This is a genomic window from Yersinia sp. 2540 StPb PI (genome assembly GCF_052217165.1).
Taxonomy (GTDB): domain Bacteria; phylum Pseudomonadota; class Gammaproteobacteria; order Enterobacterales; family Enterobacteriaceae; genus Yersinia; species Yersinia enterocolitica_E.
Window position 1 is genome coordinate 3,976,701 of sequence record NZ_JAZGQC010000001.1, and the last position, 25,090, is coordinate 4,001,790.

Sequence of the window (25,090 nt, forward strand, 5' to 3'; positions counted from 1 at the left end):
TTCATACAGCTAACGACAACTCCTTTGCCGGCAGACCTTCATCTGACGGATTTCCCCCTGGCACCGCAAATTGCAACTATTCAGTTACACAACGGTTATCGGCAATGGAGTTATAAGGTTGAGCGACTCACAAAAATTTAATATCGCATAAACTTGATAAAAGCCTGATGGGGTTCTCTGGCATTATGTCGCCCTATACATGTGTTATAATATTGGGCAGAACGCTCAGTAATTTGCATAACTATTTGAATTTAAAAGGTATTTAGCTATATGGCAACTGTAGGCATTTTCTTTGGCAGCGATACTGGCAATACTGAAAACATTGCCAAGATGATCCAAAAGCAACTGGGCAAAGATGTTGCTGAGGTTCACGACATTGCCAAAAGCAGTAAAGAAGATTTAGAAGGCTTCGATATTTTGCTGATTGGGATCCCAACCTGGTATTACGGCGAAGCGCAGTGTGATTGGGATGATTTCTTCCCAACACTGGAAGAGATCGATTTCAATGGCAAGTTGGTGGCGCTGTTTGGTTGTGGTGACCAGGAAGACTACGCAGAATATTTCTGTGATGCGATGGGTACCGTGCGCGACATCATTGAGCCACGTGGTGCCGCAATCGTGGGCCATTGGCCAACAGCGGGCTACCATTTTGAAGCGTCCAAAGGTCTGGCGGATGACGACCACTTTATTGGTCTGGCAATTGATGAAGACCGTCAGCCAGAACTTACCAATGAGCGGGTTGAGGCATGGGTAAAACAGATTACTGAAGAACTGAGCCTGTCTGAAATCGTGGGTTAATCAAGCCTGTCGGAAACGCTATGGTCGTGTTCAACACTGCCGGGCGTTTCCGTTGCCTTTTATCCTTTTGATCTGTGCTTTTTGTCATAACGTTGTTTTCTCTCTCTTTAGCTCCCATCCCCGGTGAGCAGCGCGTCCGGCTATCCGATTGTGCTTTGTTAAGCGGCCCACAGATCCACATCTTCCTGCGCGCAAAATGAAAATAAACTGCTACAAATTTGTAACTTTATCGCTCGTCACTGTACACTTAAATGATGTGTTATCCCCATTCATCAATACACTGCATGATTAATCTTACAAAGTGTGCAATTATATCTTTGTTAACAACCACGGTTTTCATTTGGGGCTAGCAGTTCTATAATGAGACGCAATTGTAATTATTGCGCCACGGATGTCATAGGCTGAACAGCCTTAATTTGAATCGATAGTAACAGGACTGAATCCGCATGACTGACAACAACAAAGCCTTAAAAAACGCAGGCCTTAAAGTAACACTGCCCCGGCTTAAAATTCTGGAAGTGTTGCAAGATCCGGCGTGCCACCACGTCAGCGCGGAAGATCTTTATAAAAAGCTGATCGATATTGGTGAAGAGATTGGTTTAGCCACGGTTTACCGCGTACTGAACCAGTTTGATGATGCCGGTATTGTTACCCGCCACAATTTCGAAGGCGGTAAATCAGTCTTTGAGCTGACGCAGCAGCATCATCATGATCACTTGATTTGCCTGGATTGCGGCAAAGTGATTGAGTTTAGCAATGAATCCATTGAATCGCTTCAACGTGAAATTTCTAAACAGCATGGTATCAAGCTGACCAATCACAGTCTGTATCTGTACGGCCATTGTGAGACCGGTGATTGCCGTGAAAACGAGTCGGCACACGATAAAAGATAATGTGGTTTGAAAGCATTATCTTATAAAGATTTTAAGCACTGAATACACTACGGCTTATGTTTAATCCAGATTGATAGGTTCTACTGTTTGGTTAACATAAGCTATCAGCAAGATGGCCACCTTTCCCGTTCTATACCTGAGTATCTCTCGGTTGGGAGTCAGGTGGTCGTTCTTATTTATGCCCTTGATATTTATTTATCCCCTTGCTACTTAAAGCCACTAGAGTGTTAGCGATGCTCTGGGTTCGTTCGCCTGCTAGCTATCCACAACACCGTATCTACCCCGTTATTGATCTTTCCTGAGTGACAAATTTACTGTTTATCGCCCCCATTTATTGACTCTCCCCCCTTTAGCAGCTGCACCAATTTTGCAGCAAAAAAAACCCCGGACCTGCCGGGGGAAAAACCATCAACTCAACTTCACTTAAATTTGTTTAGCCAAAAAATAAAGCAAACAGGAGATAACATTAGACACAGCTCGATACTACCAATTTTCAGACTTTAACCGGCTCAGCACGGCTACTACGCTTACCGTCTGGGCTGGTGGAGCGGATCATCACCTCGCCACTCACGGTAGGTTGTGCCTTGGCATCATACTTCTGCCACTGCTTACCGCCATCAGTTGAATACTCGATAATCAGGCCCGGCAGTGAGATATTGGCTTCCAACTTTCCTGCCACAACCCGAGCACCGGGGACAGGCAAGCGATATGACACACCGGCTTTATCCAGTTTTGCCAGTTCACGTTGGCCCATGATGTTGGCAAAACGTTGCCAATCGATGTCCAACGCCTTGGTATCGACCCTGTGCGTCTGGCCACCTTGATATTCGCGGCCCGCTTTGTAATCTTGCTCCCACGAAGCGCGATGCCAGGCACGCTCAGCCAATGGCAACATCCGCGGGAAGATCATGTATTCCATCTGCTCATCAGTACGGACGGTTTCATTCCATGACTGACCCGAGATGCCATGTATACCCGGCCAAGGTTTATCGCTTTTCGCGCTGAAGTGATTACCATCGCGGTCCACTGAGGTCTCGGCATTCTGCGGCATGTTGTCTGGTGCGAAGCTGAATACTTTCGCTTCGTCATTAAAGCGGGTTGCCCAGTAGTAACCGCGTTCATTCGGATTAACTTCATATGGCATATCGAAGTAGACATAATCTGGATTTGACGCGACCACTTCATAACCTTTATTGGCCCAATCATTGATTGAGTCAGCACCACCCCAATAGAGGGTATCCCAGAAGTTGACGCCAACGCGTTTAGTGGCAAACGCTTTAGCATCTTTGGCGTCTTTCAACCCATCCTGCCAAGCCTGCATCTTCTCGATGCCGTGAGCATTAACCAACTTACTGACTTCAATGGCAAAATAGCTGGAAAGATGTTCAACATCCTGCACCTTGCCTTGTTTGACCATATCCTGACAAACTTGTGATTTGGCCCAAGGTTTATCTTCAACACTCTTATCAATAATGCCTTTACCCGCTTCAATCGGCCCGTTTTTGTCCTGATAACCCGCACCCAAACGGATATTTTTCGCTTCATCGCCACCAAAGTGCCAGGTAGTCAGGGGCATACCGGCTTCTTTATGCATCTGCGCCATTTCGCCAATCACTTTATCGACAAACCGCTTAGAGGAATCGAGGCATGGGTTGAGATAGCTTTTACGCTCATAGAACTGAACTGACGTGGTATTGGAATCATCAGTCGGGTCAAGCAGACGGAATTCGTTAGCTTCTTTTTCTTTGCCTTGTTTCATCAGATTATTGTAACGGGCTTCCATCGACACTACGGCTGCACGGGCGTGTGCTGGCACATCGATTTCAGGGATCACATCAATCTGGCGTGCTTTGGCATATTTCAGAATCTCAATATAATCATCACGAGTGAAATGGCCGCTACCCATATTATTGCTGTCTGGGCCAGAACCCAATTGCGGCAGCAAGCAGGTATTCTCCGTCAAATCGTGACAACGTTTGCTACCAACATCGGTCAATTCGGGTAAGCCTGGGATTTCAATACGCCAGCCTTCATCATCACTTAGATGGAAGTGGAATTTGTTCAGCTTATAAGCTGACATCTGATCAAGTAAGCGCAGCACTGCATCTTTGGTTTTAAAATTACGGCCAACATCGAGGAACACACCACGGTATTCAAAACGTGGCGCATCTTTCGCCTCAAGAGTGGCAATAGTCTTAGTGCCGTCAGTCGGAACCAACGATAGAATGGATTGCAGGCCATAGAACACGCCGCTCGGATCAAAACCAATAACCTGTGCCCCTTTCTCGCCGATTTTCAGCTCGTAAGCACCGGAAACCGCTAAGTCACCTTTAAACGCGGCAGGTTGAATCACTGTTTTTATCGGGAAACCGGCTGAATTGGCCTTCAGACCCAGTAATTCGAAGCGCTGCTGAGCTGCCTCTGCGGCAGCTTTTGGCAATACACTCAGATCCAGCGCAACCCCGTGACTCAGATCCACATCCTGTTTATAGAGCTTAATCTCCATAGGCGTAGGGATTATTTGCCCACGCAAGTTAGCCACAGATAACGTTTTTACTGCTTCGTTTTTAACAAAGCGTGATTCCGGCGTCATCAGCACATTATTGTCATCTTTGGTGCGTTTCCACTGATCGCCGGTAAACTGTGTCAGATACTCATTGATATCTTCGGTATCGGTATTTTTTAGTACTTTGGGTTTAGCATCGCCAGCAGTGGCATACCAGCGCGGCATAAAATCAGTGGCAAACAACTGCCAGTATTCGCCAGTAATAGGGATTTCAACCGCTTGATTGGCGGGGAAACCCGTGAATTTGGCGGTAGGTTCAATTTTATGCAAATCACCCGTCAGATGAGTAATTTTAAACTGACTGTTATCGACGGTCAGAATCTGGCGGATACTATGGAAATAAATAGCCCAGTCTTGGCCGACTATCTCATCCCCGGTGTTGGTCAGAGTAATCATGACTTTATTACAAGATGCCCAGTCGGCACCCAGTTTGGCACAATCAACGCCATTTTCAGCAGCACGGTTATCCAACAATTTATAATTAACTTTCAATGTGCTGAGTTGATCAACAAGTTGCTGATTACGGGTATCAGCATTGGCATATCCCATCAAGCCAAAGGTTGCGGTTATCGCCGCTAAAGCATTTAATTTGAATTTATTCATCACTAACCTCATCCGTAATTAATAACAGCTGCCAGAACGGTTATTGACAGTATTGCTGCTAGCAGCGTTATTGTTAGCTCAATTACCGTTATCCTAATATTTTTATCTTGGATATTATTTATCTGGATTATTATTACTGCGTATTTCTTGCCACAGCTTTCCGCATTGCGCGTCATAGGCCTGACCATTACCGGTATGTGCAGCATCAATGCAACGCTGGTAATCCAACACTCGAACGGTCTCTTTCTCAGTAAAAGCCTGATGCGCTTTCTCTTGTTTCAGCACATCTAGCACCGCCTTGCAGGGGATCAATCTTTCTGGCGAACCTTCGCTGGCATTGATGCACGCGCTGTAGGCTTGTTTGAGTTTGCTATCTTCCGGTTGAACTGGGGTTTGTGGTGCGCAGGCACTTAATCCCAATACCGTGGTAATAATAAAAAGCATTTTCTTCATGGCGGGTGCTCCATTATGTCCCCGGGTTGGTTACCGGGGATGGCAATCAAAAAGTGGTCAACATCAGAAGATGGTAAAGGGTGCAATCACGATGAATTTAACGTCTTTTTCATCCTGGAATACGTTGCCAAAACCGCCGCCAAAGCTTGGAATATTGGTGTGGTTGTCATACATGGTGTAATGCAGTTTGAAGAGCGTGCCTTTCGCCCGGCCTTCTTGCAGGGTGTAGAGAACATCAAAGTTCCAAGCAGATTCTTTCAGACGCGTATTCTGGTCATAAATTGGGTTAGTACTTGGTTTTGCATCCCAGCCATACGCATAGGAGGTTCCCACTGACCAGCCCGCAAGATTCCAGTTTTTCAGGTCATACATCACGCCACCAAACAGCGCTTTTTCGCCGTTGGCGTTGAAGTCAGAGCGGGAATCCCACCAAACATCCAAACGGCCATTAGAGGTCGCATAGCCTGGCGTCATACGTTGCAGGAAGTAACCTTGGTTACCGTCAGCTTTGGCCCAGGTACCTTCAAGACGCAAGTCAAATGGACCGGTGGTGTAGCCCAATGTCAGCGCTTGTAGCCAGGCTAATCCGTCATAGACGTCGTTTACATTGCTGGCACCGCCATCAACTTTATCTTTTGCACCGTAGAACTGATAAGAGGTACGAAGATCATTGCCAGCCACCGGGAAGGCGTAAGAAGCCTTGGCGAAATACTGGTCCATGTAATCTTTTGCCTGGCCAAATGCCGCTTCCATCACCAGTTTGTTTTTGAAATCGTATTTAGCACCGATTGAGTGCAGATAACTTACGCCGGTCTTGCCATCAGCCTGGCGGAAGTTGTACATATTCTGATACCAAGGCGCTTTATATTCATCAGTCCACATGTAAGACATGGACAAGGCACCGGCAGTATCAAAATCGAATTTAGCACCACCTTCAGCCCCACGGTAGGTCCCTGGCATAAAGCTCCAGTGTGGTGCGAGCAGTGTCTGACCCGTTGGTTGGATATAACCCCCCCGCGCCCAGAAATCACCTAGCTTAAATTTGGCCGCGGCTTTATAAACACTGACGCCACTCTTATCACCGGTCCATTTCTCATCCCAACGGGTTTTAGCATCACTGAAACCAATTTCGTTTGGCGCTGCCGGGCCACTGTTGGTCATTTCAACTGCCCCGAAAGCAGCCAAGTCAATACCAAACATGTCAGCCGCATAACCGGAAGAGAAATCCAGATTGGCGTTAAAGGTAGAGTGGTGCAAGTTGGCGACATATTTGCCGTACTCCGCACTCCCTGGCGTTAAATCTTTACGGTCACGCTGACGCTGCCAATAATAAATCCCACCGGTCAGTGACGAATCATCAATAAAGCCTTTAGCCTTGGCCTCTGGGGCTACCATGAACCCCGTTCCTAACAATGCACCCGCGACTGCGAGCGCCAGCGTTTTACGTTTAGCACCGTGCGTAACCATATGAAAAAATTCCTCTTTGACATCACATTTAAAGTGCGTTGCCTGTGTCCACCACAGCTCACAGGTTTAGCCTCAAAAAAACCCTAGTGGGTAAAATTTTTGCTGGGGAGCAATAACCACCAGCCATTACTGCTAAAAACTTCTGTTGCGAAAAACAACCGCTCTGTAGATTGCTGCTGCCACACAGACTATTTTTCGCGACGCGAATTATCAATTAAAAATAACGCTAATTATTCAAAGTATGACAACGAGCACATAACTGTGAAAAAATATTACAGAGTTCACCAAAGCTTTAAAAACAATGCATAACGTCATATTTTTAATTAGAAATCTTCTCTCATTGACATATTGAATGGTTTCAGCCGATGCAATAAAGCCTGCGTTTTCTCTTAATGAAATAGGGCTTTTCCCTCAGTTAATTCGTAAAGCGAATATTTAAGAAAGACTTACAGACAGCCGCTTTGTTGCTAAAAAAAGGAGCAATATGTCGACATTGACCAGGGGATAAAACGCAGCAGTGGAAAAGAGAAAGGGAGTTATTAGTGTTTAGTACAATAAACAATTTCAGTTTTATTTCTAATAAACCGGGTGTGCCACCAGACAACGCACAGCTATCTGGATGAACTTACGCAGTCATGTAATTTGGGTGAATACCCGTTGTTAACATCAAATTTGCAGGAACTCAGGGCATAAAAAAAGCGTGGACTAAGCCACGCCAATTCTACTGTTCTGAGTGAGAACTAAAACTTAACTGGTCGCTTTTGCCGCCCAGGTATCACGCAAACCGACAGTACGGTTAAATACCAAGGCATCAGGGCGTGAATAGCGGCTATCAGTACAGAAATAACCTTCACGTTCAAATTGATAGGTTCGCTCTGGAACTGCATCAACCAAACCTGGTTCAACAAAACCCTGACGGATAATCAACGACTCAGGATTGATGGTAGACAAGAAGTCTTCCGCCGCCGCAGGGTTTGGTACGCTAAACAGACGGTCATACAGGCGAATTTCTGCCGGCAATGCATGCTTAACAGAAACCCAATGAATAACGCCTTTAACTTTGCGCCCATCGGCTGGATCTTTGTTTAAGGTTTCTGCGTCATAACTGCAATAAAGCGTAGTCACATTGCCTTCTGCGTCCTTTTCGACACGTTCAGCTTTGATAACATAGGCATTACGTAAGCGCACTTCTTTGCCTAGTACCAAACGCTTGTACTGTTTATTCGCTTCTTCACGGAAATCGGCGCGATCGATATAAAGCTCGCTATCGAAAGGAACCTGACGCGTGCCCATCTCCGGGTTATTCGGGTGATTTGGCATAGTCAGCCACTCTTCCCCGGCCACACGATTTTCAATAATGACCTTGATTGGGTCAAGAACCGCCATGGCCCGTGGGGCATTTTCGTTGAGATCATCACGGATACAAGACTCCAGTGACATCATTTCAACGTTGTTATCCTGCTTGGTCACCCCAATACGGCGGCAGAACTCACGGATCGAAGCCGCGGTGTAGCCACGGCGACGCAAACCAGAAATCGTTGGCATACGTGGATCATCCCAGCCTTCCACGACTTTCTCGGTCACCAATTGATTCAGCTTACGCTTAGACATAATGGCGTATTCTAGATTCAGGCGAGAGAATTCATACTGACGCGGATGACATTCGATAGAGATATTATCCAGCACCCAATCATATAAGCGGCGGTTATCCTGGAATTCCAGCGTACAGAGTGAATGGGTGATCCCTTCAATCGCATCAGAAATACAATGGGTAAAGTCATACATCGGGTAGATGCACCACTTGTTACCAGACTGATGGTGTTCGGCGAACTTAATACGATACAGCACCGGGTCACGCATCACGATAAACGGTGACGCCATATCGATTTTGGCACGCAGACACGCAGTACCCTCAGCAAAACCACCAGCACGCATCTTTTCAAACAGCGCCAGATTCTCTTCCACACTGCGATCACGGTACGGGCTATTTTTCCCCGGCGCAGTCAGTGTGCCACGATATTCGCGCATCTGCTCAGCGGTTAACTCATCGACATACGCCAGGCCCTTATTAATCAGCTCGACAGCGTACTGATACAGTTGATCGAAATAGTCTGAGGAGTAACGCACATCACCGCTCCAGGTGAAGCCTAGCCACTCTACGTCGTGTTTAATCGACTCAACGAACTCAACATCTTCTTTCACCGGGTTGGTGTCGTCGAAACGCAAATTACACTGACCCTGATAATCTTGTGCGATGCCAAAGTTCAGGCAGATAGATTTGGCGTGACCAATATGCAGGTAGCCATTTGGCTCTGGCGGAAAGCGGGTATGAACCGACGTATGTTTACCGCTGGCTAAATCTTCGTCAATTATCTGACGGATAAAATTACTCGGGCGGGCTTCTGCCTCACTCATTGTTCTATTCCTCAATGCAAACGCAACAAATATAACCGCATATTTACCTAATAGATTTCAAGGATGCAGGAAGGCGGCAAACGAGAGACAAATCGGTCGGGAACCGATTTGAATAGCATCTATGCTAGCCCGCAGGGTGAGCCTCAAGGATGAGGCTCATTCATCCCGATGAGCTTACACAAGTAAGTGATTCGGGTGAATGAGAGCGGCCAACACACCTGCAACTTGAAAGATGACAGGTATAATCCAACAAGCCCGACTTGGAAACAACCGTTTGTTACAGGAAATAAAACAAAAAAACGGGAAGAGATTGCTCTCTTCCCGTTGGTTCAGCTAAAAGTTAAATCGGTTATTCAGGACAGCAGTCCCTTTTCACCATTAGCCTTAAGCTAATTATTTGCCACGGATCTCAAACAATGGGCTTTGACCGGCAACAACAGAGCTGCCTGCCAATACCGAGATACCGGCATAATCATCAATATTGCTCACCACAACCGGGCTAATCATTGAGCGCGCATTGGCGTTCAGATAAGCCAAGTCCAGTTCCAACACCGGTTGACCAGCAACGACAGTGGCTCCCTCATCGACCAGACGAGCAAAGCCCTGACCGTTCAGTTTTACCGTATCAATCCCGATATGAACCACAATTTCAGCGCCGGTTTCAGTTTCCAGACAAAATGCATGGTCAGTATTGAAGATTTTAACGATAGTCCCGTTCGCCGGAGAAACCACCATTTTATCAGTAGGACGGATGGCAACACCCTCACCGACTGCTTTGCTGGCAAAAGCTTCATCAGGAACTTGATCCAGTGCGACAACATCACCGGTAATAGGTGAAACCAGTACCAGAGAAGCGGTCTTAGTGGTGTTAATAACTGCCTGAGGCTTGGCTGCTGCTGGTGCCACAGAACTGCTGGCGGCAGGAACCGAACCACTTGCCAACACCGTACGCATTGCCGAAGCAATCAATTCTGCGCGGGTACCTACAATGATTTGCACACTTTGTTTATTCAGACGAATGACACCTGACGCACCTAAGCGTTTGGCAACACTGTCATTAACCTGGGCAGAATCTTTTACGTTCAGACGCAGACGAGTGATGCAGGCATCAATGCCAGTCAGGTTATCTGAACCACCGATAGCGCCAATATAGCGACGCGCCAGCCCGTTGATTTCACTTTCGTTCACTGCTGGGGTGTTATCAACATTGACGTCATAACCATCTTCTTCACTGCCTTCAACTGCCAATTCACGCCCAGGTGTCAGCAAGTTGAATTTCTGGATGGTGAAACGGAACACCACGTAGTAAATGGCGAAGAACACCAAACCTTGTGGGATAAGCATGTACCACTGTGTGGCTAACGGGTTGCGAGAAGAGAGCACCATATCCACTAAACCGGCGCTGAAACCAAAGCCGGCAATCCAATGCATGCTGGCAGCAATGAACACCGAAATACCGGTCAGCACGGCGTGCAAGAAGTACAGCACGGGTGCAACAAACATGAAGGAGAATTCAAGTGGTTCGGTGATACCGGTGAAGAAGGCTGCAAATGCACCCGCCAACATGATACCGGCCACTTTCGCTCTATTTTCAGGACGCGCGCAGTGATAAATCGCCAACGCCGCACCAGGTAAACCAAACATCATGATTGGGAAGAAGCCAGCCTGATAACGGCCAGTGATACCCACAACAGCTTTACCAGAATCGATAGATTGTTGGCCACCGAGGAAGTTAGGAATATCGTTAATACCAGCAACGTCAAACCAGAACACTGAGTTCAGGGCATGGTGCAGGCCGACTGGGATAAGCAAGCGGTTGAAGAAGGCATAGATACCCGCCCCCACTGAACCCATATCTTTGATATATTCGCCGAAGGTCACCAGTGCGTTATAAATCAGTGGCCAAACGTACATCAGAATGAAGGCAACCACGATCATCAGGAAGGACGTCAGAATTGGAACCAGACGGCGGCCGCTGAAGAAGGAGAGTGCTTTTGGCAATTCAACGCTGCTAAAGCGGTTGTACAACTCAGCAGAGATAATACCCACCAGAATACCCACGAACTGGTTGTTGATTTTACCAAAAGCTGCCGGAACCTGATCAACCGGGATCTTTTGAATCATCGACACCGCAGCAGGCGAGCACAGCGTGGTTAATACCAGGAAACCTACAAAGCCGGTCAGTGCAGCCGCACCGTCTTTGTCTTTTGACATACCGTAAGCAACACCAATTGCGAACAGCACGGACATGTTGTCGATAATCGCCGCACCGGATTTGATAAATAATGCCGCCAGTGCATTATCACCACCCCAGCTTACCGGATCGATCCAATAGCCTACGCCCATCAGTATCGCGGCTGCTGGCAGTGTGGCCACTGGGACCATCAAGGCCCGGCCCACTTTTTGTAAGTAACTAAGAATATTCACCTTTCCCCCTATTCGTCCGCTATCGGACCCTTTAAGTAGTTTATTTATTTGATTCACTACCTTTTAGAAAAACGCATGGCACATCTTTAATTTATTCACGGCATGTATTACTCATTGCGGAGTGTAAAAAATTTATTTCGTAACGCAAATTAAAACCCCCTATTCTGTGATAAACGTCACCAAAAAACAGTCAAAAAGCACCAATGCACTAGCCATAACACAAAACTTATTTTATCATTCGAAAAATGAACAAAGTATTGTACCAGCGCATGAGTCAAAATCTGAGTTACGCTTAGCTGAATGATTCAATCCGCGTAGAGTATAGCCACTATTAGCAATCAAAGAGGTGCAAGATGAGACTTATCCCACTGAAAAACACCACAGAAGTTGGTAAATGGGCAGCACGTCATATCGTTAGCCGTATCAACGCATTTAAACCAACCGCTGATCGCCCATTTGTTCTGGGGCTGCCAACTGGCGGCACACCGATGGAAGCGTATAAGCACTTGGTTGCGATGCACAAAGCCGGTGAAGTGAGTTTCAAAAATGTGGTCACTTTCAACATGGATGAATATGTTGGGCTGCCACAAGAACATCCCGAAAGTTACTACACCTTCATGCACTCCAATTTCTTCGATCATGTTGATATCCCAGCCGAGAACATCAACCTGTTAAATGGCAACGCGCCAGATATCGATGAAGAATGTCGTCGTTACGAAGAAAAAATTAAGTCTTACGGTAAAATTAACCTGTTTATGGGTGGCGTGGGCGTTGACGGTCACATCGCATTTAATGAACCGGCATCGTCTTTAGCATCCCGTACCCGTATCAAAACGCTGACGCAAGAAACCCGCATCGCTAACTCCCGCTTCTTTGGTGGTGATGCAAACCTCGTGCCGAAATATGCGCTTACCGTAGGTGTAGGTACCTTGCTGGATGCGGAAGAAGTGATGATTCTGGTCACCGGCCACGGTAAAGCACAAGCCTTGCAAGCTGCGGTCGAAGGTAGCATCAACCACATGTGGACCATCAGTTGCCTGCAACTGCATGCCAAAGCCATCATGGTGTGTGATGAACCTTCCACTATGGAATTGAAGGTTAAAACTGTAAAATACTTCCACGAATTGGAAGCTGAAAATATCAAAGGTCTGTAACAGTCATCAGGGGGCTAAGATGTACGCTTTAACTCACGGCCGTATTTATACCAGCCACGAAGTACTGGATAATCATGCTGTTGTCGTGGCTGATGGATTGATCGAACGTATCTGTCCTGCCGATGAACTTCCGGCTGATATTGAGGTGCGCGATTTGGGTGGCGCCATTCTGGCCCCCGGTTTTATTGATGTGCAGTTAAATGGCTGCGGCGGCGTGCAATTCAATGATTCTCTCGAAGCTATCTCCGAAGAGACGTTGGATATCATGCAGCGCGCGAATGAAAAGTCTGGTTGCACCAGCTTCCTGCCAACACTCATCACATGTAGTGATGAGTTTATGAAGCACGGCATTAATGTCATGCGTTCATACCTGCAAAAAAACCAACATAAAGCGTTGGGTCTGCATCTGGAGGGGCCATATCTTAGCCCGCTCAAGAAAGGCACACATAACCCAGCGTTTATTCGCAAACCAACCGCAGAGATGATTGATTATCTGTGTGCAAATGCGGATGTGATTACCCAATTCACTCTGGCACCAGAGATGGTTGATGACAAATACATTCGCCAGTTGACTGAAGCCGGTATTCTGGTTTCAGCCGGTCACTCGAATGCCACTTATCAGCAAGCCCGCCAAGGCTTTGCGGCCGGTATCCGCTTTGCGACACATCTGTATAATGCCATGCCATACATCACCGGGCGTGAACCCGGCCTGATCGGAGCGATTTTTGATACGCCGGAAATCTACACCGGGGTGATAGCAGATGGCCTGCACGTCGACTGGGCCAATATCCGCAACGCAAAACGCCTGAAAGGTGACAAGCTGGTACTGGTAACTGATGCTACCGCTCCGGCGGGTGCTGAAATTGATCAATTTATTTTTGCTGGCAAAACAATATACTATCGCGATGGTTTATGTGTGGATGAGAATGGCACATTAAGCGGTTCAGCACTGACGATGATCGAAGCGGTACAAAATAGCGTGGAACACGTTGGCATCGCACTGGACGAAACATTGCGTATGGCGACACTGTATGCGGCCCGCGCTATCGGCGTGGATAAGCAGTTAGGGAGTATTGAAGTCGGCAAAGTGGCCAACCTGACTGCCTTTACCCGCGATTATAAAATCACTAAAACCATCGTTAACGGTAACGAGGTTTTAAAATAAGCGAGTAATTTTATTGATGAGCACCGGCGGACAGTCACAAATTGGTAATGTGGATCTTGTGAAACAACTCAATGGTGCCGTTGTTTACCGGCTTATTGATCAGCAAGGCCCTATCTCGCGCATTCAGATTGCCGATCTCAGCCAACTCGCCCCCGCCAGTGTCACCAAAATTACGCGTCAGCTGCTGGAACGGGGGCTTATCAAGGAAGTTGATCAGCAAGCCTCTACCGGCGGTCGCCGTGCTATATCTATAGTGACAGAAAACCGCCAGTTCCATACCATTGCGGTGCGTCTGGGCCGCCATGATGCAACTATTACCCTGTTTGATATGAGCGGTAAATCACTGGGTGAAGAACATTATTCGCTACCTGAACGCACGCAAGAAACGCTGGAACACGCGCTGTTTACTATTATCAGCCAGTTTATTGAAGCCTATCAGCGCAAATTGCGTGAGCTGATTGCCATTGCGGTTATCCTCCCAGGTCTGGTTGAACCGCACAAAGGTATCGTGCGCTATATGCCCCATATCAGTGTCAGCAACTGGCCATTAGTCGAAAATCTGCAAAATCGTTTTAATGTCACCAGTTTTGTTGGCCACGATATTCGCAGTTTGGCGCTGGCGGAGCACTACTTTGGTGCAACTCGTGACTGTGAAGACTCCATATTGGTTCGTCTGCACCGTGGTACCGGTGCGGGTATTATCGTTAACAGCCAGATATTCTTGGGCAGTAACGGTAACGTGGGTGAAATCGGCCATATCCAGATTGACCCATTGGGTGAACGCTGTTATTGCGGCAATTTTGGCTGCCTGGAAACGGTTGCCTCCAATGCCGCCATTGAAAATCGAGTGCGCCACCTGCTCGCTCAGGGCTACCCAAGCAAATTAACGTTGGATGATTGTCATATCGGCGCTATCTGCAAAGCGGCTAACCGGGGTGACTTGCTGGCAAGCGAAGTGATTGAGCACGTGGGCCGCTATCTGGGCAAAGCCATTTCTATCGCCATCAACTTATTTAATCCGCAAAAAGTCGTTATTGCGGGTGAAATCATTGAAGCCGATAAAATCCTACTGCCAGCCATTCAGAGTTGCATCAATACACAAGTATTGAAAAACTTCCGCCTGAATCTGCCTATCGTGACGTCGCAGCTTGATCATCAGTCTGCAATTGGTGCTTTTGCTCTGGCTAAGCGCGCCATGTTGAACGGTGTATTATTGCAACGCCTGCTGGAAAGCTAACGCGTAGATGCAAATAAGGCAACGGCAGGGGTAAACGCCTTATCGGTCATGTTATAGTGGACCATTGCCGTGCAAAAATGAGTAATATAATACCCTTCTGACTTGAGGCTGCTGCTCTCACTGACCCGAATACTGACCAGCGTCAGCGCATCGGGATGCACTCATTTGCTGCCTAACTGTAACTCCAATTAATTTGGGTTTAACCATGACAATTAAAAGCGTTATTTGCGATATCGATGGTGTGTTGTTACATGATAATAAAGCGATACCGGGCGCTAACGACTTTCTGGCCCGGATCCAAAATGCCGGAATGCCGCTGGTTATTCTGACCAACTATCCGTCACAAACCGCGCAGGATCTGGCTAACCGCTTCAGTTCTGCTGGGTTGGACGTACCAGAAAGCGCCTTTTATACCTCGGCGATGGCCACTGCCGACTTCCTGCGCAATCAGGAAGGTAAAAAAGCCTATGTTGTGGGTGAAGGTGCATTAGTACACGAACTCTATAAAGCTGGCTTTACTATCACCGATATCAATCCTGACTTTGTGATTGTCGGTGAAACCCGGTCCTACAACTGGGACATGATGCATAAAGCCGCCTATTTTGTCGCCAATGGTGCGCGTTTTATTGCCACCAACCCCGATAGCCACGGGCACGGGTTTGCTCCGGCGTGTGGCGCATTGTGCGCACCTATTGAGAAAATCTCCGGTCGCAAGCCGTTTTATGTGGGCAAGCCCAGCCCGTGGATCATTCGCGCGGCGCTGAATAAAATGCATGCCCATTCAGAAAGCACGGTGATTGTCGGTGATAACCTACGTACCGATATTCTGGCCGGTTTCCAGGCTGGGTTGAAAACGATTTTGGTCCTGTCCGGTGTTTCAACGCTAACAGATATTGAAGCCATGCCATTTCGCCCGAACTACGTTTTCTCTTCCGTGGTTGATATCAATATTATCTAATCTCTATTGGCGGTCATGTCATGGCCGCCACTCTCTTTTTTGCCCCCTCCTCCTTTAGCGCTATGCCTTTTTTTAGTGCAGTGCACCAAAGTTTCTTGCCATTACGCCCTATTTTGGCGCATTTTCTTTTATAGCCTTCGTCCTTGAAGCTGCTGGGGTGTTAGCTGGGTTCACTCACCCGAATCACTTGGCTGAGTTAAGCTCATCGGGACTGACTCGCTGGCTGGCTGCCTGCAACGTCAAGTGCTTTGGGTATAGGTACCCATTGCCGTACCAACCATTGCACCAAAATAATAGCGCTGTGAATTGGCGTATAAATTGCATGTATTTCTCACATCTAGTTTAGAAATAATTTGGATGACTGCATCGTCATGGGGCATAACTTGCATCACTCATAAGCAAGTGTGAAAAAACAGATCCAGCGATGAACGACTCAAATTCAACATCATCACCGCCAAAGCAGAGAAGTTAGGGAGATTATTATGTGTTCTATTTTCGGGGTCCTCGACCTTAAAACCGACCCCATTGAGTTACGTAAAAAAGCGCTGGAAATGTCACGTTTAATGCGCCATCGTGGCCCGGATTGGTCTGGTGTGTGGGCAAATGATAAAGCCATTCTCGCCCACGAACGTTTGTCTATCGTTGACGTCAATACCGGAGCCCAGCCCCTGTTTAATGCGGCCCACACGCATATTCTGGCCGTTAACGGTGAAATCTATAATCATCAGGCATTACGTCAGCAATATGGTGACCGTTACGCGTTTCAAACCGGCTCAGATTGTGAAGTGATTCTGGCGTTGTATCAGGAAAAAGGCCCAGAATTCCTTGATGACCTGCAAGGTATGTTCGCTTTCGTCCTGTACGATACAGAAAAAGATGCCTATCTGATTGGCCGTGACCATTTGGGGATTATCCCGCTGTATATGGGCCATGATGAAAACGGCAACATGTTTGTTGCTTCAGAGATGAAAGCATTAGTACCGGTGTGCCGCACCATTAAAGAGTTCCCAGCTGGCAGCTATCTGTGGAGTAAAGAGGGTGAGATTCGCGAATACTATCATCGCGATTGGTTTGATTTCGACAACGTCAAAGACAATGTAACTGACAAAGTTCAGTTGGCTAACGCGTTAGAAGAAGCGGTAAAAAGCCACTTGATGTCTGACGTGCCTTACGGTGTATTGCTGTCCGGCGGTCTGGACTCTTCCGTTATCTCTGCTATCACCAAAAAATTTGCCGCCCGTCGTGTCGAAGACGATGAGCGCAGTGAAGCCTGGTGGCCACAACTGCACTCCTTTGCAGTAGGTCTGATTGGCTCACCGGATTTACGTGCTGCGAAAGAAGTCGCCAACCATTTAGGTACCGTGCACCATGAAATTCATTTCACCGTGCAAGAAGGTTTGGATGCTATCCGTGATGTGATTTATCACATTGAAACCTATGATGTCACCACCATCCGCGCCTCAACACCAATGTATCTGATGTCGCGTAAAATCAAAGCGATGGGGATCAAGATGGTGCTGTCTGGCGAAGGGTCTGACGAAGTGTTCGGCGGCTACCTCTACTTCCACAAAGCACCAAATGCGAAAGAATTGCATGAAGAGACTGTGCGTAAATTGCTGGCCCTGCACATGTATGACTGTGCGCGAGCCAACAAAGCGATGTCTGCCTGGGGTGTTGAGGCCCGCGTCCCCTTCCTGGATAAGAACTTCCTCGATGTTGCGATGCGTATCAATCCGCAGGACAAAATGTGTGGTAATGGCAAAATGGAAAAACATGTCCTGCGTGAATGTTTTGAATCTTACCTACCACACAGCGTTGCATGGCGTCAGAAAGAACAATTCTCTGATGGTGTCGGCTATAGCTGGATTGACACACTAAAAGAGAAAGCCGCAGAGCAAGTCACTGATCAACAGATGGAAACTGCCCACTTCCGTTTCCCATACAACACGCCATCGTCAAAAGAAGGTTACTTGTATCGCGAAATTTTTGAAGAGCTGTTCCCGCTGCCAAGTGCCGCTGAATGTGTCCCAGGTGGCCCATCAGTCGCCTGTTCATCAGCAAAAGCCATCGAGTGGGATGAATCATTCAAAAGTATGGATGACCCTTCCGGCCGTGCGGTTGGCGTGCATCAGGACGCTTATAAATAATTGAATGTGATGGTCTGCCTATATTGACTGTCCAATCTCAAGGCTGCCCTAGGGTAGCCTTGTTTTTTGCTGGCAAATTCAACAATTAATCACCATAAGTGCTGCTTTAATCACCAGACTGTTCACAAGCCACACAAACGAACCCTTTCAGCGCTTTTTTGGGAAAAAATTAGTTGACGCAATTCGGCCATATACGCATAATGCGCCCCGCAACGCCGATGAAGGTAATGCGGAAAAAGATGGCTACGTAGCTCAGCTGGTTAGAGCACAGCACTCATAATGCTGGGGTCACAGGTTCGATTCCCGTCGTAGCCACCATCTTTTTGCGGGAGTGGCGAAATTGGTAGACGCACTAGATTTAGGTTCTAGCGCCGCAAGGTGTGCGAGTTCAAGTCTCGCCTCCCGCACCATTATTCGTTCATCGGTTTGTCACAGCGGATGGGATATCGCCAAGCGGTAAGGCACCAGGTTTTGATCCTGGCATTCCCAGGTTCGAATCCTGGTATCCCAGCCATCTTTTTTTTGGATGGATAGCTGTAAGGCAAGAGAGTTGTCATATAAAAAAGAATTGTATTTCAGTTGGGATATCGCCAAGCGGTAAGGCACCAGGTTTTGATCCTGGCATTCCCAGGTTCGAATCCTGGTATCCCAGCCATACAACTTCTCAAGATTAAAGATTTAAAGATGGCTACGTAGCTCAGCTGGTTAGAGCACAGCACTCATAATGCTGGGGTCACAGGTTCGATTCCCGTCGTAGCCACCATCTTTTGGGGTATCGCCAAGCGGTAAGGCACTGGATTCTGATTCCAGCATTCCGAGGTTCGAATCCTCGTACCCCAGCCAAATTTAGAAAAGCTCGCTTCGGCGGGCTTTTTGCATTCTGGGATTTCACTATATTCCCTCTTATTGAGTCCGATGTCTCAAGTCCAGGTTGGATTAGGTTTCGATTGATGGTTGGTTGAGGCGACAAAGCCCGCAAAGAGAACAGATCGAATTTCAACCGAAACCAGCTCCGAACTGTCCCAAATATTAACTATTGAACTCAAAAAAAACAGATCCCCCCTACAGCCCCAATGCATACCTCAACGCATGTTCTTTCAATTTGCCCGCGCGCTGAGCGGCTATCAACGCCAGATTCCGTACGAATTTCACCGGTGGCAGATCATTGCTGAATGTGGTGTAAAACACATCCATACCACTTTGCATAATCAGATTATCAGTGCGGCGGCGGCGTTGATAACGCAGTAATACCCGCTCGCTGTGCCACGGTTCTGCCCGTTCACGCGCTTGATTTAGCACCTCCAACAGCGCATCGACATCGCGATATCCCAGATTCACCCCCTGCCCGGCCAGTGGATTAATGGTATGGGCTGCATCCCCGAGTAAGACCAATCCCGGCTGTACATAACGTTGTGCATGGCGACGCACTAGCGGGAAAGAGCCAGCAGCAATCGCTTTGACAGCCCCCAAACGTGATGGGAAAGCCTTGGCAATTTCCTGATTCAACTGTGCCATCGGCAGCGCCTGAAGCTGACGAATACGCTGCGGGCTGTCGTACCACACCAATGATGCCCACTGGCCAAATAGCGGTAAGAAAGCACGCGGCCCCGTTGGGAAAAACTGCTGCCAGGTGGTGTCTTGCTGAGCTGTATCCGTCTCTACCGTAATTAACATGCAAGACTGGCGATACTGCCAGCCATTGGTGCCGATACCGGCTAACCGTCGTACCAGAGAGTTGGCACCATCAGCACCTATCACTAAACGGCCCTGTATCTGTTGCTGAGCGTCTAACGTGATTTGCCAGCACTCATCTACTCTAACCATAGTTTGCAGCCGTGACGGGCACAGCAACGTTAAATTGGGGCACTCCGCTATCTGTTGCCATAATGCCAACTGCAAAATCCGGTTCTCAACCATAAACCCCAGCTCAGGCAAAGAGAGCGAGGCGGCATCAAACACCACCTGTGAACCGGGCTGCTCCCAGGTCTCCAACCGACGATAAGGTGCATAACGCATCTGCTGTACCTGCGGCCAGACACCGAGCTGTTTCAGCAACGACACCGAAGTGCAGCCGATAGCGGAAACCCGTAAATCGGGGGCACTGCTGGCATCAAACGGGGTGGGTGCTTCATGCTCGAGTAACGCGACTGACCAGCCTGTTTGTGCCAGCCCAAGCGCGGCAGCAGCACCGACCATACCGCCCCCCACCACCACAACATCATAATTTGGTTGCGATTTATTCATTTTGGCCATTCTTTAAAAGTTAAAATAACATCCATACTTTATCTGCCCTCAGTGTACCGGATTTTTCATCACCCCACAGAATAACTAAGCCGAACTGCGGTGGTCATCGCAACTGCAAATGACTACAATACCCCGCAACTAGTGAGCCTTTGCGCCTGGCGAACACATGGATCACCGCACCGCGCGATGTGACATTTATGATGAATTTTTGATGGTAGATAAGCCATGACGAAAAAACTGCATATTAAAACCTGGGGCTGCCAGATGAATGAATATGATTCATCTAAAATGGCAGATTTGCTGGCCAGCACCCATGGCTACCAGTTGACAGAGATCCCGGAAGAAGCCGATTTACTGCTACTGAATACCTGTTCAATTCGCGAAAAAGCACAAGAAAAAGTGTTCAGCCTGCTGGGCCATTGGAAGCTCCTGAAAGAAAAGAATCCCAATCTGATTATTGGTGTCGGTGGATGTGTAGCATCACAGGAAGGCGAACATCTGCGCCAACGCGCGCCCTGTGTTGATGTCATTTTCGGGCCGCAAACCCTGCATCGCCTGCCAGAAATGATTAACCACGTCCAAGGCACGCACAGTCCGGTGGTAGATATCAGCTTCCCTGAGATTGAAAAGTTTGATCGGCTGCCAGAGCCGCGTGCTGAAGGCCCGACCGCGTTCGTGTCTATCATGGAAGGATGCAATAAATATTGTACCTTCTGCGTGGTGCCTTACACTCGTGGCGAAGAGATCAGCCGCCCAAGTGACGATATTCTGTTTGAAATTGCACAGTTAGCGTCCCAAGGGGTGCGGGAAGTGAATCTGCTCGGCCAGAATGTCAATGCCTATCGCGGTGCCACCTATGACGGCGATATCTGTAGTTTTGCCGAGTTATTGCGACTGGTTGCCGCCATTGACGGTATCGATCGCATTCGCTTTACCACCAGCCATCCGATTGAGTTTACCGACGATATCATCGATGTTTATCGCGATACGCCAGAACTGGTGAGTTTTCTGCATCTGCCAGTGCAAAGTGGTTCCGACCGAATTTTAACCATGATGAAACGCGCCCACACCGCACTGGAGTACAAAGCTATCATCCGCAAACTGCGGCAGGCGCGGCCAGATATCCAGATAAGTTCCGATTTTATTATCGGTTTCCCTGGTGAAACTCAGCAGGATTTTGCACAAACTATCAAGCTGGTCGCGGAGATTCATTTCGATACCAGTTACAGCTTTATTTACTCTCCACGCCCTGGCACACCCGCGGCAGAGCTACCAGACGATATCAGTGAAGAGGAGAAAAAACAGCGACTGCATATTTTGCAACAGCGTATCACTCAGCAGGCCATGGAAATCAGCCGCGAGATGGTTGGCAGTGTGCAACGTATTCTGGTAGAAGGCCCCTCCCGCAAAAGTGCGATGGAGCTGGCTGGGCGTACCGAAAATAACCGGGTGGTGAATTTTGAAGGTACACCAGAGATGATTGGCAAATTCGTTGATGTCGAAATTGTAGACGTTTATGCCAGTTCACTGCGCGGTATTTTGCAGCGAACCGAAGACCAGATGGCGCTACGGGTTCATGAATCGCCACAATCGGTCATTGCGCGGACCCGAAAAGAAAATGAGATTGGCGTGGGGCTGTATCAACCCTGACCATAGTTGTTCGAGTTGACTCGCATTAGCAGGCGCTGCATTGTCAGTGCCTGTTTTATTTTAGTGGGCTGCTGCGCAGATTCGTACTTTTTAAGTTGCACCTCCAGAGGGTCGCTACTTGAATAGAGCGTGAAAGCACGGATTGATAAGTAAACTTGCGTCAGCACCATGCACCATGAATAATTCTTAAATGACATGTATGATTGACGTTATATGCCCAAGGCCATTTCCAGTACGAAAGGTATAATCGGGTATCAGACAAATAATATCCGTGAATGATATATCCAGAGGAACACAGTGACTCAGAGAAATAGTTTGCACGTAGTGACACAAGAAATCTTGCTAGAGCCCACCGACAATCAGCGTTTGTTGAGTCTGTGCGGCCCTTTTGATGACAACATCAAGCAGTTGGAGCGCCGGTTAGGTATTGAAATTAATCGCCGAGACAACCGTTTCAAGTTAGTCGGTAAGAATATCTGCGTTGTTGCAGCGGCAGATATCCTGCGCCATCTGTATGTTGACACCGCCCCCATTCGGGGTGTTACCCCAGAGATATCCCCGGAAGATATCCACCTTGCGGTGAAAGAGAGTCATGTATTGGAGCAAACGGCACAGAGCGTGCCCGATTACGGAAAAGCCGTGAATATCCGTACCAAGCACGGCATGGTTAAACCGCGTACCCCCAATCAGGCGCAATACATCGCCAATATTCTTGATCACGATATTACCTTTGGGATTGGTCCTGCCGGGACCGGTAAAACCTATCTGGCGGTAGCCGCGGCAGTTGATGCTCTGGAACGCCAGAATGTGCGCCGTATCTTACTGACCCGCCCGGCCGTTGAAGCGGGCGAAAAATTGGGTTTCCTGCCCGGGGACCTGAGTCAGAAAGTCGATCCATACCTGCGCCCACTTTATGATGCACTGTTTGAAATGCTTGGCTTTGAGCGCGTTGAAAAATTGATCGAACGTAACGTGATTGAAGTGGCACCGCTGGCATATATGCGGGGCCGGACACTCAATGATGCCTTTATCATTCTGGATGAGAGCCAGAACACCACCATCGAACAGATGAAGATGTTTCTCACCCGTATGGGCTTTAACTCCAAGGCAGTTATTACCGGTGATGTGACGCAAACCGACTTACCGCGCCACCAAAAATCTGGCTTAAGTCATGCCATTGAAGTGCTGTCTGAGGTAGAAGAGCTGAGCTTTAACTTCTTCCATAGCGAAGATGTAGTGCGTCACCCCGTGGTGGCCCGTGTGGTTATTGCCTATGAGGCCTGGGAAGCGGCGGAACAAAAACGCAAAGAGACTATTGCCGAACAACGTAAGCGGGAAAACCATACCCCGTCTGAGCAGGAGGCTCCGTGAGCCAAGTTATACTCGATTTACAAATTGCCTGCGCCGATAGCCAGGGTTTACCTGCCGAAGCTGACTTTCAGCGTTGGCTGGAGGCGGTATTACCGCAGTTTCAAGACGTGGCAGAAGTGACCATTCGGTTGGTTGATGAAGCTGAAAGCCATGAGCTGAATCTAACCTATCGCGGTAAAGATAAACCGACCAATGTCTTGTCTTTTCCTTTTGAGGCCCCACCTGAAATTGAACTGCCACTATTGGGTGATTTAATCATTTGCCGTCAGGTGGTTGAACAAGAAGCTATCGAGCAAGAAAAAGCACTATTAGCTCATTGGGCGCATATGGTTGTTCACGGCAGTCTCCATCTGCTAGGGTATGACCACATCGTGGACGATGAAGCAGAAGAAATGGAGTCAATCGAAACTGAAATTATGCAAAGTCTGGGTTATCCAGATCCGTATATTTCGGAGAAAGACCCCGAATAAACCCATCATATCGGGTGTTATAATGCCCTGTTAGTCGGGGAAAACTGTCGGCGGTGTGAGTCTACTGCTACCGATAAAATATAATCTTTACCCAACGTTATTGGAATTGCAGGTAGGCGGCAAGCAAACCTCGCTAGCCCCTACGGCATCAGATACAAGGGTATAACATGAGTAAACTTAACTAAAACGCCATGAGCGACGACCACTCACAAAACAACGATAGCCCCAGTCCCAAGAAAGGGTTCTTTACTCTTATCCTTAACCAGTTATTTCACGGTGAACCTAAAAACCGTGGTGATTTGGTAGAGCTTATCCGTGATTCTGAACAAAACGATCTGATCGATCCCGATACCCGTGACATGCTGGAAGGCGTGATGGATATTGCCGAGCAGCGCGTGCGGGACATCATGATCCCCCGTTCTCAAATGGTCACATTAAAGCGTAACCAAACGCTGGATGAGTGTTTGGATGTGATTATTGAATCTGCTCACTCCCGCTTTCCGGTGATTAGCGAAGATAAAGATCACATCGAAGGTATCCTGATGGCCAAGGATTTGTTGCCGTTTATGCGCACCGACTCCGAGCCATTTAGTATTGATAAAGTGTTACGGACGGCGGTTGTAGTGCCAGAAAGTAAGCGTGTCGATCGGATGCTGAAGGAGTTCCGTTCCCAGCGCTACCACATGGCCATTGTCATTGATGAGTTTGGTGGCGTTTCAGGGCTGGTGACCATTGAAGATATTCTTGAGCTGATCGTTGGCGAAATAGAAGATGAGTATGACGATGAAGAAGACAGAGATGTGCGTCAACTCAGCAAGCATACCTATACCATTCGTGCGCTGACGCAAATTGAAGATTTCAATGAAGTGTTCAATACCCATTTCAGCGACGATGAGGTTGACACCATTGGTGGCTTGGTAATGCAGGCATTTGGCCATTTACCTGCCCGGGGTGAAACCATTGAAATTGAAGGTTACTTATTTAAAGTTGCCATGGCGGATAGCCGACGTATCATTCAGGTTCATGTAAAAATCCCGGATGATGCTCCGCAACCCAAACTGGAAGAATAAAT

At 47.9% G+C, this 25,090-nt stretch carries 17 protein-coding genes and 6 tRNA genes; 17 read left to right on the forward strand and 6 right to left on the reverse strand.

The annotated features are described in order from the left end of the window. The first annotated feature begins 270 nt into the window (after positions 1-270). Positions 271-798 carry a flavodoxin FldA gene (gene fldA / locus V1956_RS18510; RefSeq protein WP_083159633.1) on the forward strand — a complete coding sequence of 176 codons (528 nt, stop codon included), beginning with the start codon at positions 271-273 and terminating at the stop codon, positions 796-798. Positions 799-1,244: 446 nt separating this feature from the next. After that, positions 1,245-1,691 (forward strand): ferric iron uptake transcriptional regulator, encoded by a 447-nt coding sequence (gene fur / locus V1956_RS18515; RefSeq protein WP_083159634.1) that lies wholly within the window; start codon positions 1,245-1,247, stop codon positions 1,689-1,691. A 493-nt stretch (positions 1,692-2,184) separates the two neighbouring features. Here the strand turns inward: fur and V1956_RS18520 are convergent, their stop codons facing one another. The 5 genes from V1956_RS18520 to nagE all read right to left on the reverse strand — a co-directional run bounded on the left by V1956_RS18520 (position 2,185) and on the right by nagE (position 11,622). Then, positions 2,185-4,860: a beta-N-acetylhexosaminidase gene (locus V1956_RS18520; protein ID WP_442825459.1), complete on the reverse strand. Its 2,676-nt coding sequence runs from the start codon at positions 4,858-4,860 to the stop codon at positions 2,185-2,187. Between the two features lie 114 nt (positions 4,861-4,974). Next, positions 4,975-5,313, reverse strand: coding sequence for a ChiQ/YbfN family lipoprotein (gene chiQ, locus V1956_RS18525; protein WP_083159636.1), 339 nt, complete (start codon positions 5,311-5,313; stop codon positions 4,975-4,977). Positions 5,314-5,376: 63 nt separating this feature from the next. Further along, entirely contained in the window at positions 5,377-6,780 is a 1,404-nt protein-coding gene (gene chiP, locus V1956_RS18530) for a chitoporin ChiP (protein WP_083159637.1), read from the reverse strand. 747 nt (positions 6,781-7,527) lie between these two features. Further along, a complete protein-coding gene (gene glnS / locus V1956_RS18535) occupies positions 7,528-9,195 on the reverse strand; it encodes a glutamine--tRNA ligase (protein ID WP_420070762.1) in 1,668 nt (555 codons plus the stop codon). 393 nt (positions 9,196-9,588) lie between these two features. Beyond that, complete coding sequence (nagE, locus tag V1956_RS18540) at positions 9,589-11,622, reverse strand: N-acetylglucosamine-specific PTS transporter subunit IIBC (RefSeq protein ID WP_372558340.1); 2,034 nt, start codon at positions 11,620-11,622, stop codon at positions 9,589-9,591. Between the two features lie 353 nt (positions 11,623-11,975). Between nagE and nagB the strand changes: the two genes are divergently transcribed. The 11 genes from nagB to V1956_RS18595 all read left to right on the forward strand — a co-directional run bounded on the left by nagB (position 11,976) and on the right by V1956_RS18595 (position 19,126). Further along, positions 11,976-12,776 (forward strand): glucosamine-6-phosphate deaminase, encoded by an 801-nt coding sequence (gene nagB / locus V1956_RS18545; RefSeq protein ID WP_372558339.1) that lies wholly within the window; start codon positions 11,976-11,978, stop codon positions 12,774-12,776. A gap of 19 nt (positions 12,777-12,795) precedes the next feature. Then, positions 12,796-13,941, forward strand: coding sequence for an N-acetylglucosamine-6-phosphate deacetylase (nagA, locus tag V1956_RS18550; RefSeq protein WP_372558338.1), 1,146 nt, complete (start codon positions 12,796-12,798; stop codon positions 13,939-13,941). Positions 13,942-13,957: 16 nt separating this feature from the next. Next, positions 13,958-15,178 carry a DNA-binding transcriptional regulator NagC gene (gene nagC, locus V1956_RS18555; protein WP_193784698.1) on the forward strand — a complete coding sequence of 407 codons (1,221 nt, stop codon included), beginning with the start codon at positions 13,958-13,960 and terminating at the stop codon, positions 15,176-15,178. A gap of 205 nt (positions 15,179-15,383) precedes the next feature. After that, positions 15,384-16,136 carry an HAD-IIA family hydrolase gene (locus V1956_RS18560; protein ID WP_032908027.1) on the forward strand — a complete coding sequence of 251 codons (753 nt, stop codon included), beginning with the start codon at positions 15,384-15,386 and terminating at the stop codon, positions 16,134-16,136. A gap of 482 nt (positions 16,137-16,618) precedes the next feature. Then, a complete protein-coding gene (gene asnB, locus V1956_RS18565) occupies positions 16,619-18,283 on the forward strand; it encodes an asparagine synthase B (protein WP_005193277.1) in 1,665 nt (554 codons plus the stop codon). 241 nt (positions 18,284-18,524) lie between these two features. Next, positions 18,525-18,601: transfer RNA gene (locus V1956_RS18570), tRNA-Met, on the forward strand. Positions 18,602-18,608: 7 nt separating this feature from the next. Next, a tRNA-Leu gene (locus tag V1956_RS18575) sits at positions 18,609-18,693 on the forward strand. A 29-nt stretch (positions 18,694-18,722) separates the two neighbouring features. Beyond that, a tRNA-Gln gene (locus V1956_RS18580) sits at positions 18,723-18,797 on the forward strand. 66 nt (positions 18,798-18,863) lie between these two features. After that, positions 18,864-18,938, forward strand: a tRNA-Gln gene (locus V1956_RS18585). A gap of 31 nt (positions 18,939-18,969) precedes the next feature. Next, a tRNA-Met gene (locus V1956_RS18590) sits at positions 18,970-19,046 on the forward strand. A 5-nt stretch (positions 19,047-19,051) separates the two neighbouring features. Next, positions 19,052-19,126 (forward strand) — tRNA-Gln (locus V1956_RS18595). Positions 19,127-19,345: 219 nt separating this feature from the next. Here the strand turns inward: V1956_RS18595 and ubiF are convergent. Further along, a complete protein-coding gene (gene ubiF, locus V1956_RS18600) occupies positions 19,346-20,527 on the reverse strand; it encodes a 3-demethoxyubiquinol 3-hydroxylase (RefSeq protein ID WP_420074301.1) in 1,182 nt (393 codons plus the stop codon). Positions 20,528-20,752: 225 nt separating this feature from the next. Here ubiF and miaB point away from each other — a divergent pair, with 225 nt between their 5' ends. The 4 genes from miaB (at position 20,753) to corC (ending at position 25,088) form a co-directional block, all read left to right on the forward strand. After that, positions 20,753-22,177: a tRNA (N6-isopentenyl adenosine(37)-C2)-methylthiotransferase MiaB gene (miaB, locus tag V1956_RS18605; RefSeq protein WP_442825460.1), complete on the forward strand. Its 1,425-nt coding sequence runs from the start codon at positions 20,753-20,755 to the stop codon at positions 22,175-22,177. 297 nt (positions 22,178-22,474) lie between these two features. Next, on the forward strand, positions 22,475-23,548 hold the full coding sequence (locus V1956_RS18610) for a PhoH family protein (RefSeq protein ID WP_442825461.1): 1,074 nt from the start codon (positions 22,475-22,477) through the stop codon (positions 23,546-23,548). Then, entirely contained in the window at positions 23,545-24,018 is a 474-nt protein-coding gene (gene ybeY / locus V1956_RS18615) for an rRNA maturation RNase YbeY (protein ID WP_083159651.1), read from the forward strand. Before V1956_RS18610 ends, ybeY begins: the two co-directional genes overlap by 4 nt. Positions 24,019-24,209: 191 nt before the next feature. Next, a complete protein-coding gene (gene corC, locus V1956_RS18620; RefSeq protein ID WP_083159653.1) occupies positions 24,210-25,088 on the forward strand; it encodes a CNNM family magnesium/cobalt transport protein CorC in 879 nt (292 codons plus the stop codon). Positions 25,089-25,090 lie beyond the last annotated feature (2 nt).

Excerpts from the sequence above, each read along its gene's own strand:
- nagA (WP_372558338.1), top strand. The coding sequence starts at position 12,796 with ATGTACGCTTTAACTCACGGCCGTATTTATACCAGCCACGAAGTACTG.
- glnS (WP_420070762.1), bottom strand. The coding sequence starts at position 9,195 with ATGAGTGAGGCAGAAGCCCGCCCGAGTAATTTTATCCGTCAGATAATT.
- nagC (WP_193784698.1), top strand. The coding sequence starts at position 13,958 with ATGAGCACCGGCGGACAGTCACAAATTGGTAATGTGGATCTTGTGAAA.
- V1956_RS18520 (WP_442825459.1), bottom strand. The coding sequence starts at position 4,860 with ATGAATAAATTCAAATTAAATGCTTTAGCGGCGATAACCGCAACCTTT.
- chiQ (WP_083159636.1), bottom strand. The coding sequence starts at position 5,313 with ATGAAGAAAATGCTTTTTATTATTACCACGGTATTGGGATTAAGTGCC.
- asnB (WP_005193277.1), top strand. The coding sequence starts at position 16,619 with ATGTGTTCTATTTTCGGGGTCCTCGACCTTAAAACCGACCCCATTGAG.
- fur (WP_083159634.1), top strand. The coding sequence starts at position 1,245 with ATGACTGACAACAACAAAGCCTTAAAAAACGCAGGCCTTAAAGTAACA.
- corC (WP_083159653.1), top strand. The coding sequence starts at position 24,210 with ATGAGCGACGACCACTCACAAAACAACGATAGCCCCAGTCCCAAGAAA.
- chiP (WP_083159637.1), bottom strand. The coding sequence starts at position 6,780 with ATGGTTACGCACGGTGCTAAACGTAAAACGCTGGCGCTCGCAGTCGCG.
- ubiF (WP_420074301.1), bottom strand. The coding sequence starts at position 20,527 with ATGAATAAATCGCAACCAAATTATGATGTTGTGGTGGTGGGGGGCGGT.
- fldA (WP_083159633.1), top strand. The coding sequence starts at position 271 with ATGGCAACTGTAGGCATTTTCTTTGGCAGCGATACTGGCAATACTGAA.
- miaB (WP_442825460.1), top strand. The coding sequence starts at position 20,753 with ATGACGAAAAAACTGCATATTAAAACCTGGGGCTGCCAGATGAATGAA.
- nagB (WP_372558339.1), top strand. The coding sequence starts at position 11,976 with ATGAGACTTATCCCACTGAAAAACACCACAGAAGTTGGTAAATGGGCA.
- V1956_RS18560 (WP_032908027.1), top strand. The coding sequence starts at position 15,384 with ATGACAATTAAAAGCGTTATTTGCGATATCGATGGTGTGTTGTTACAT.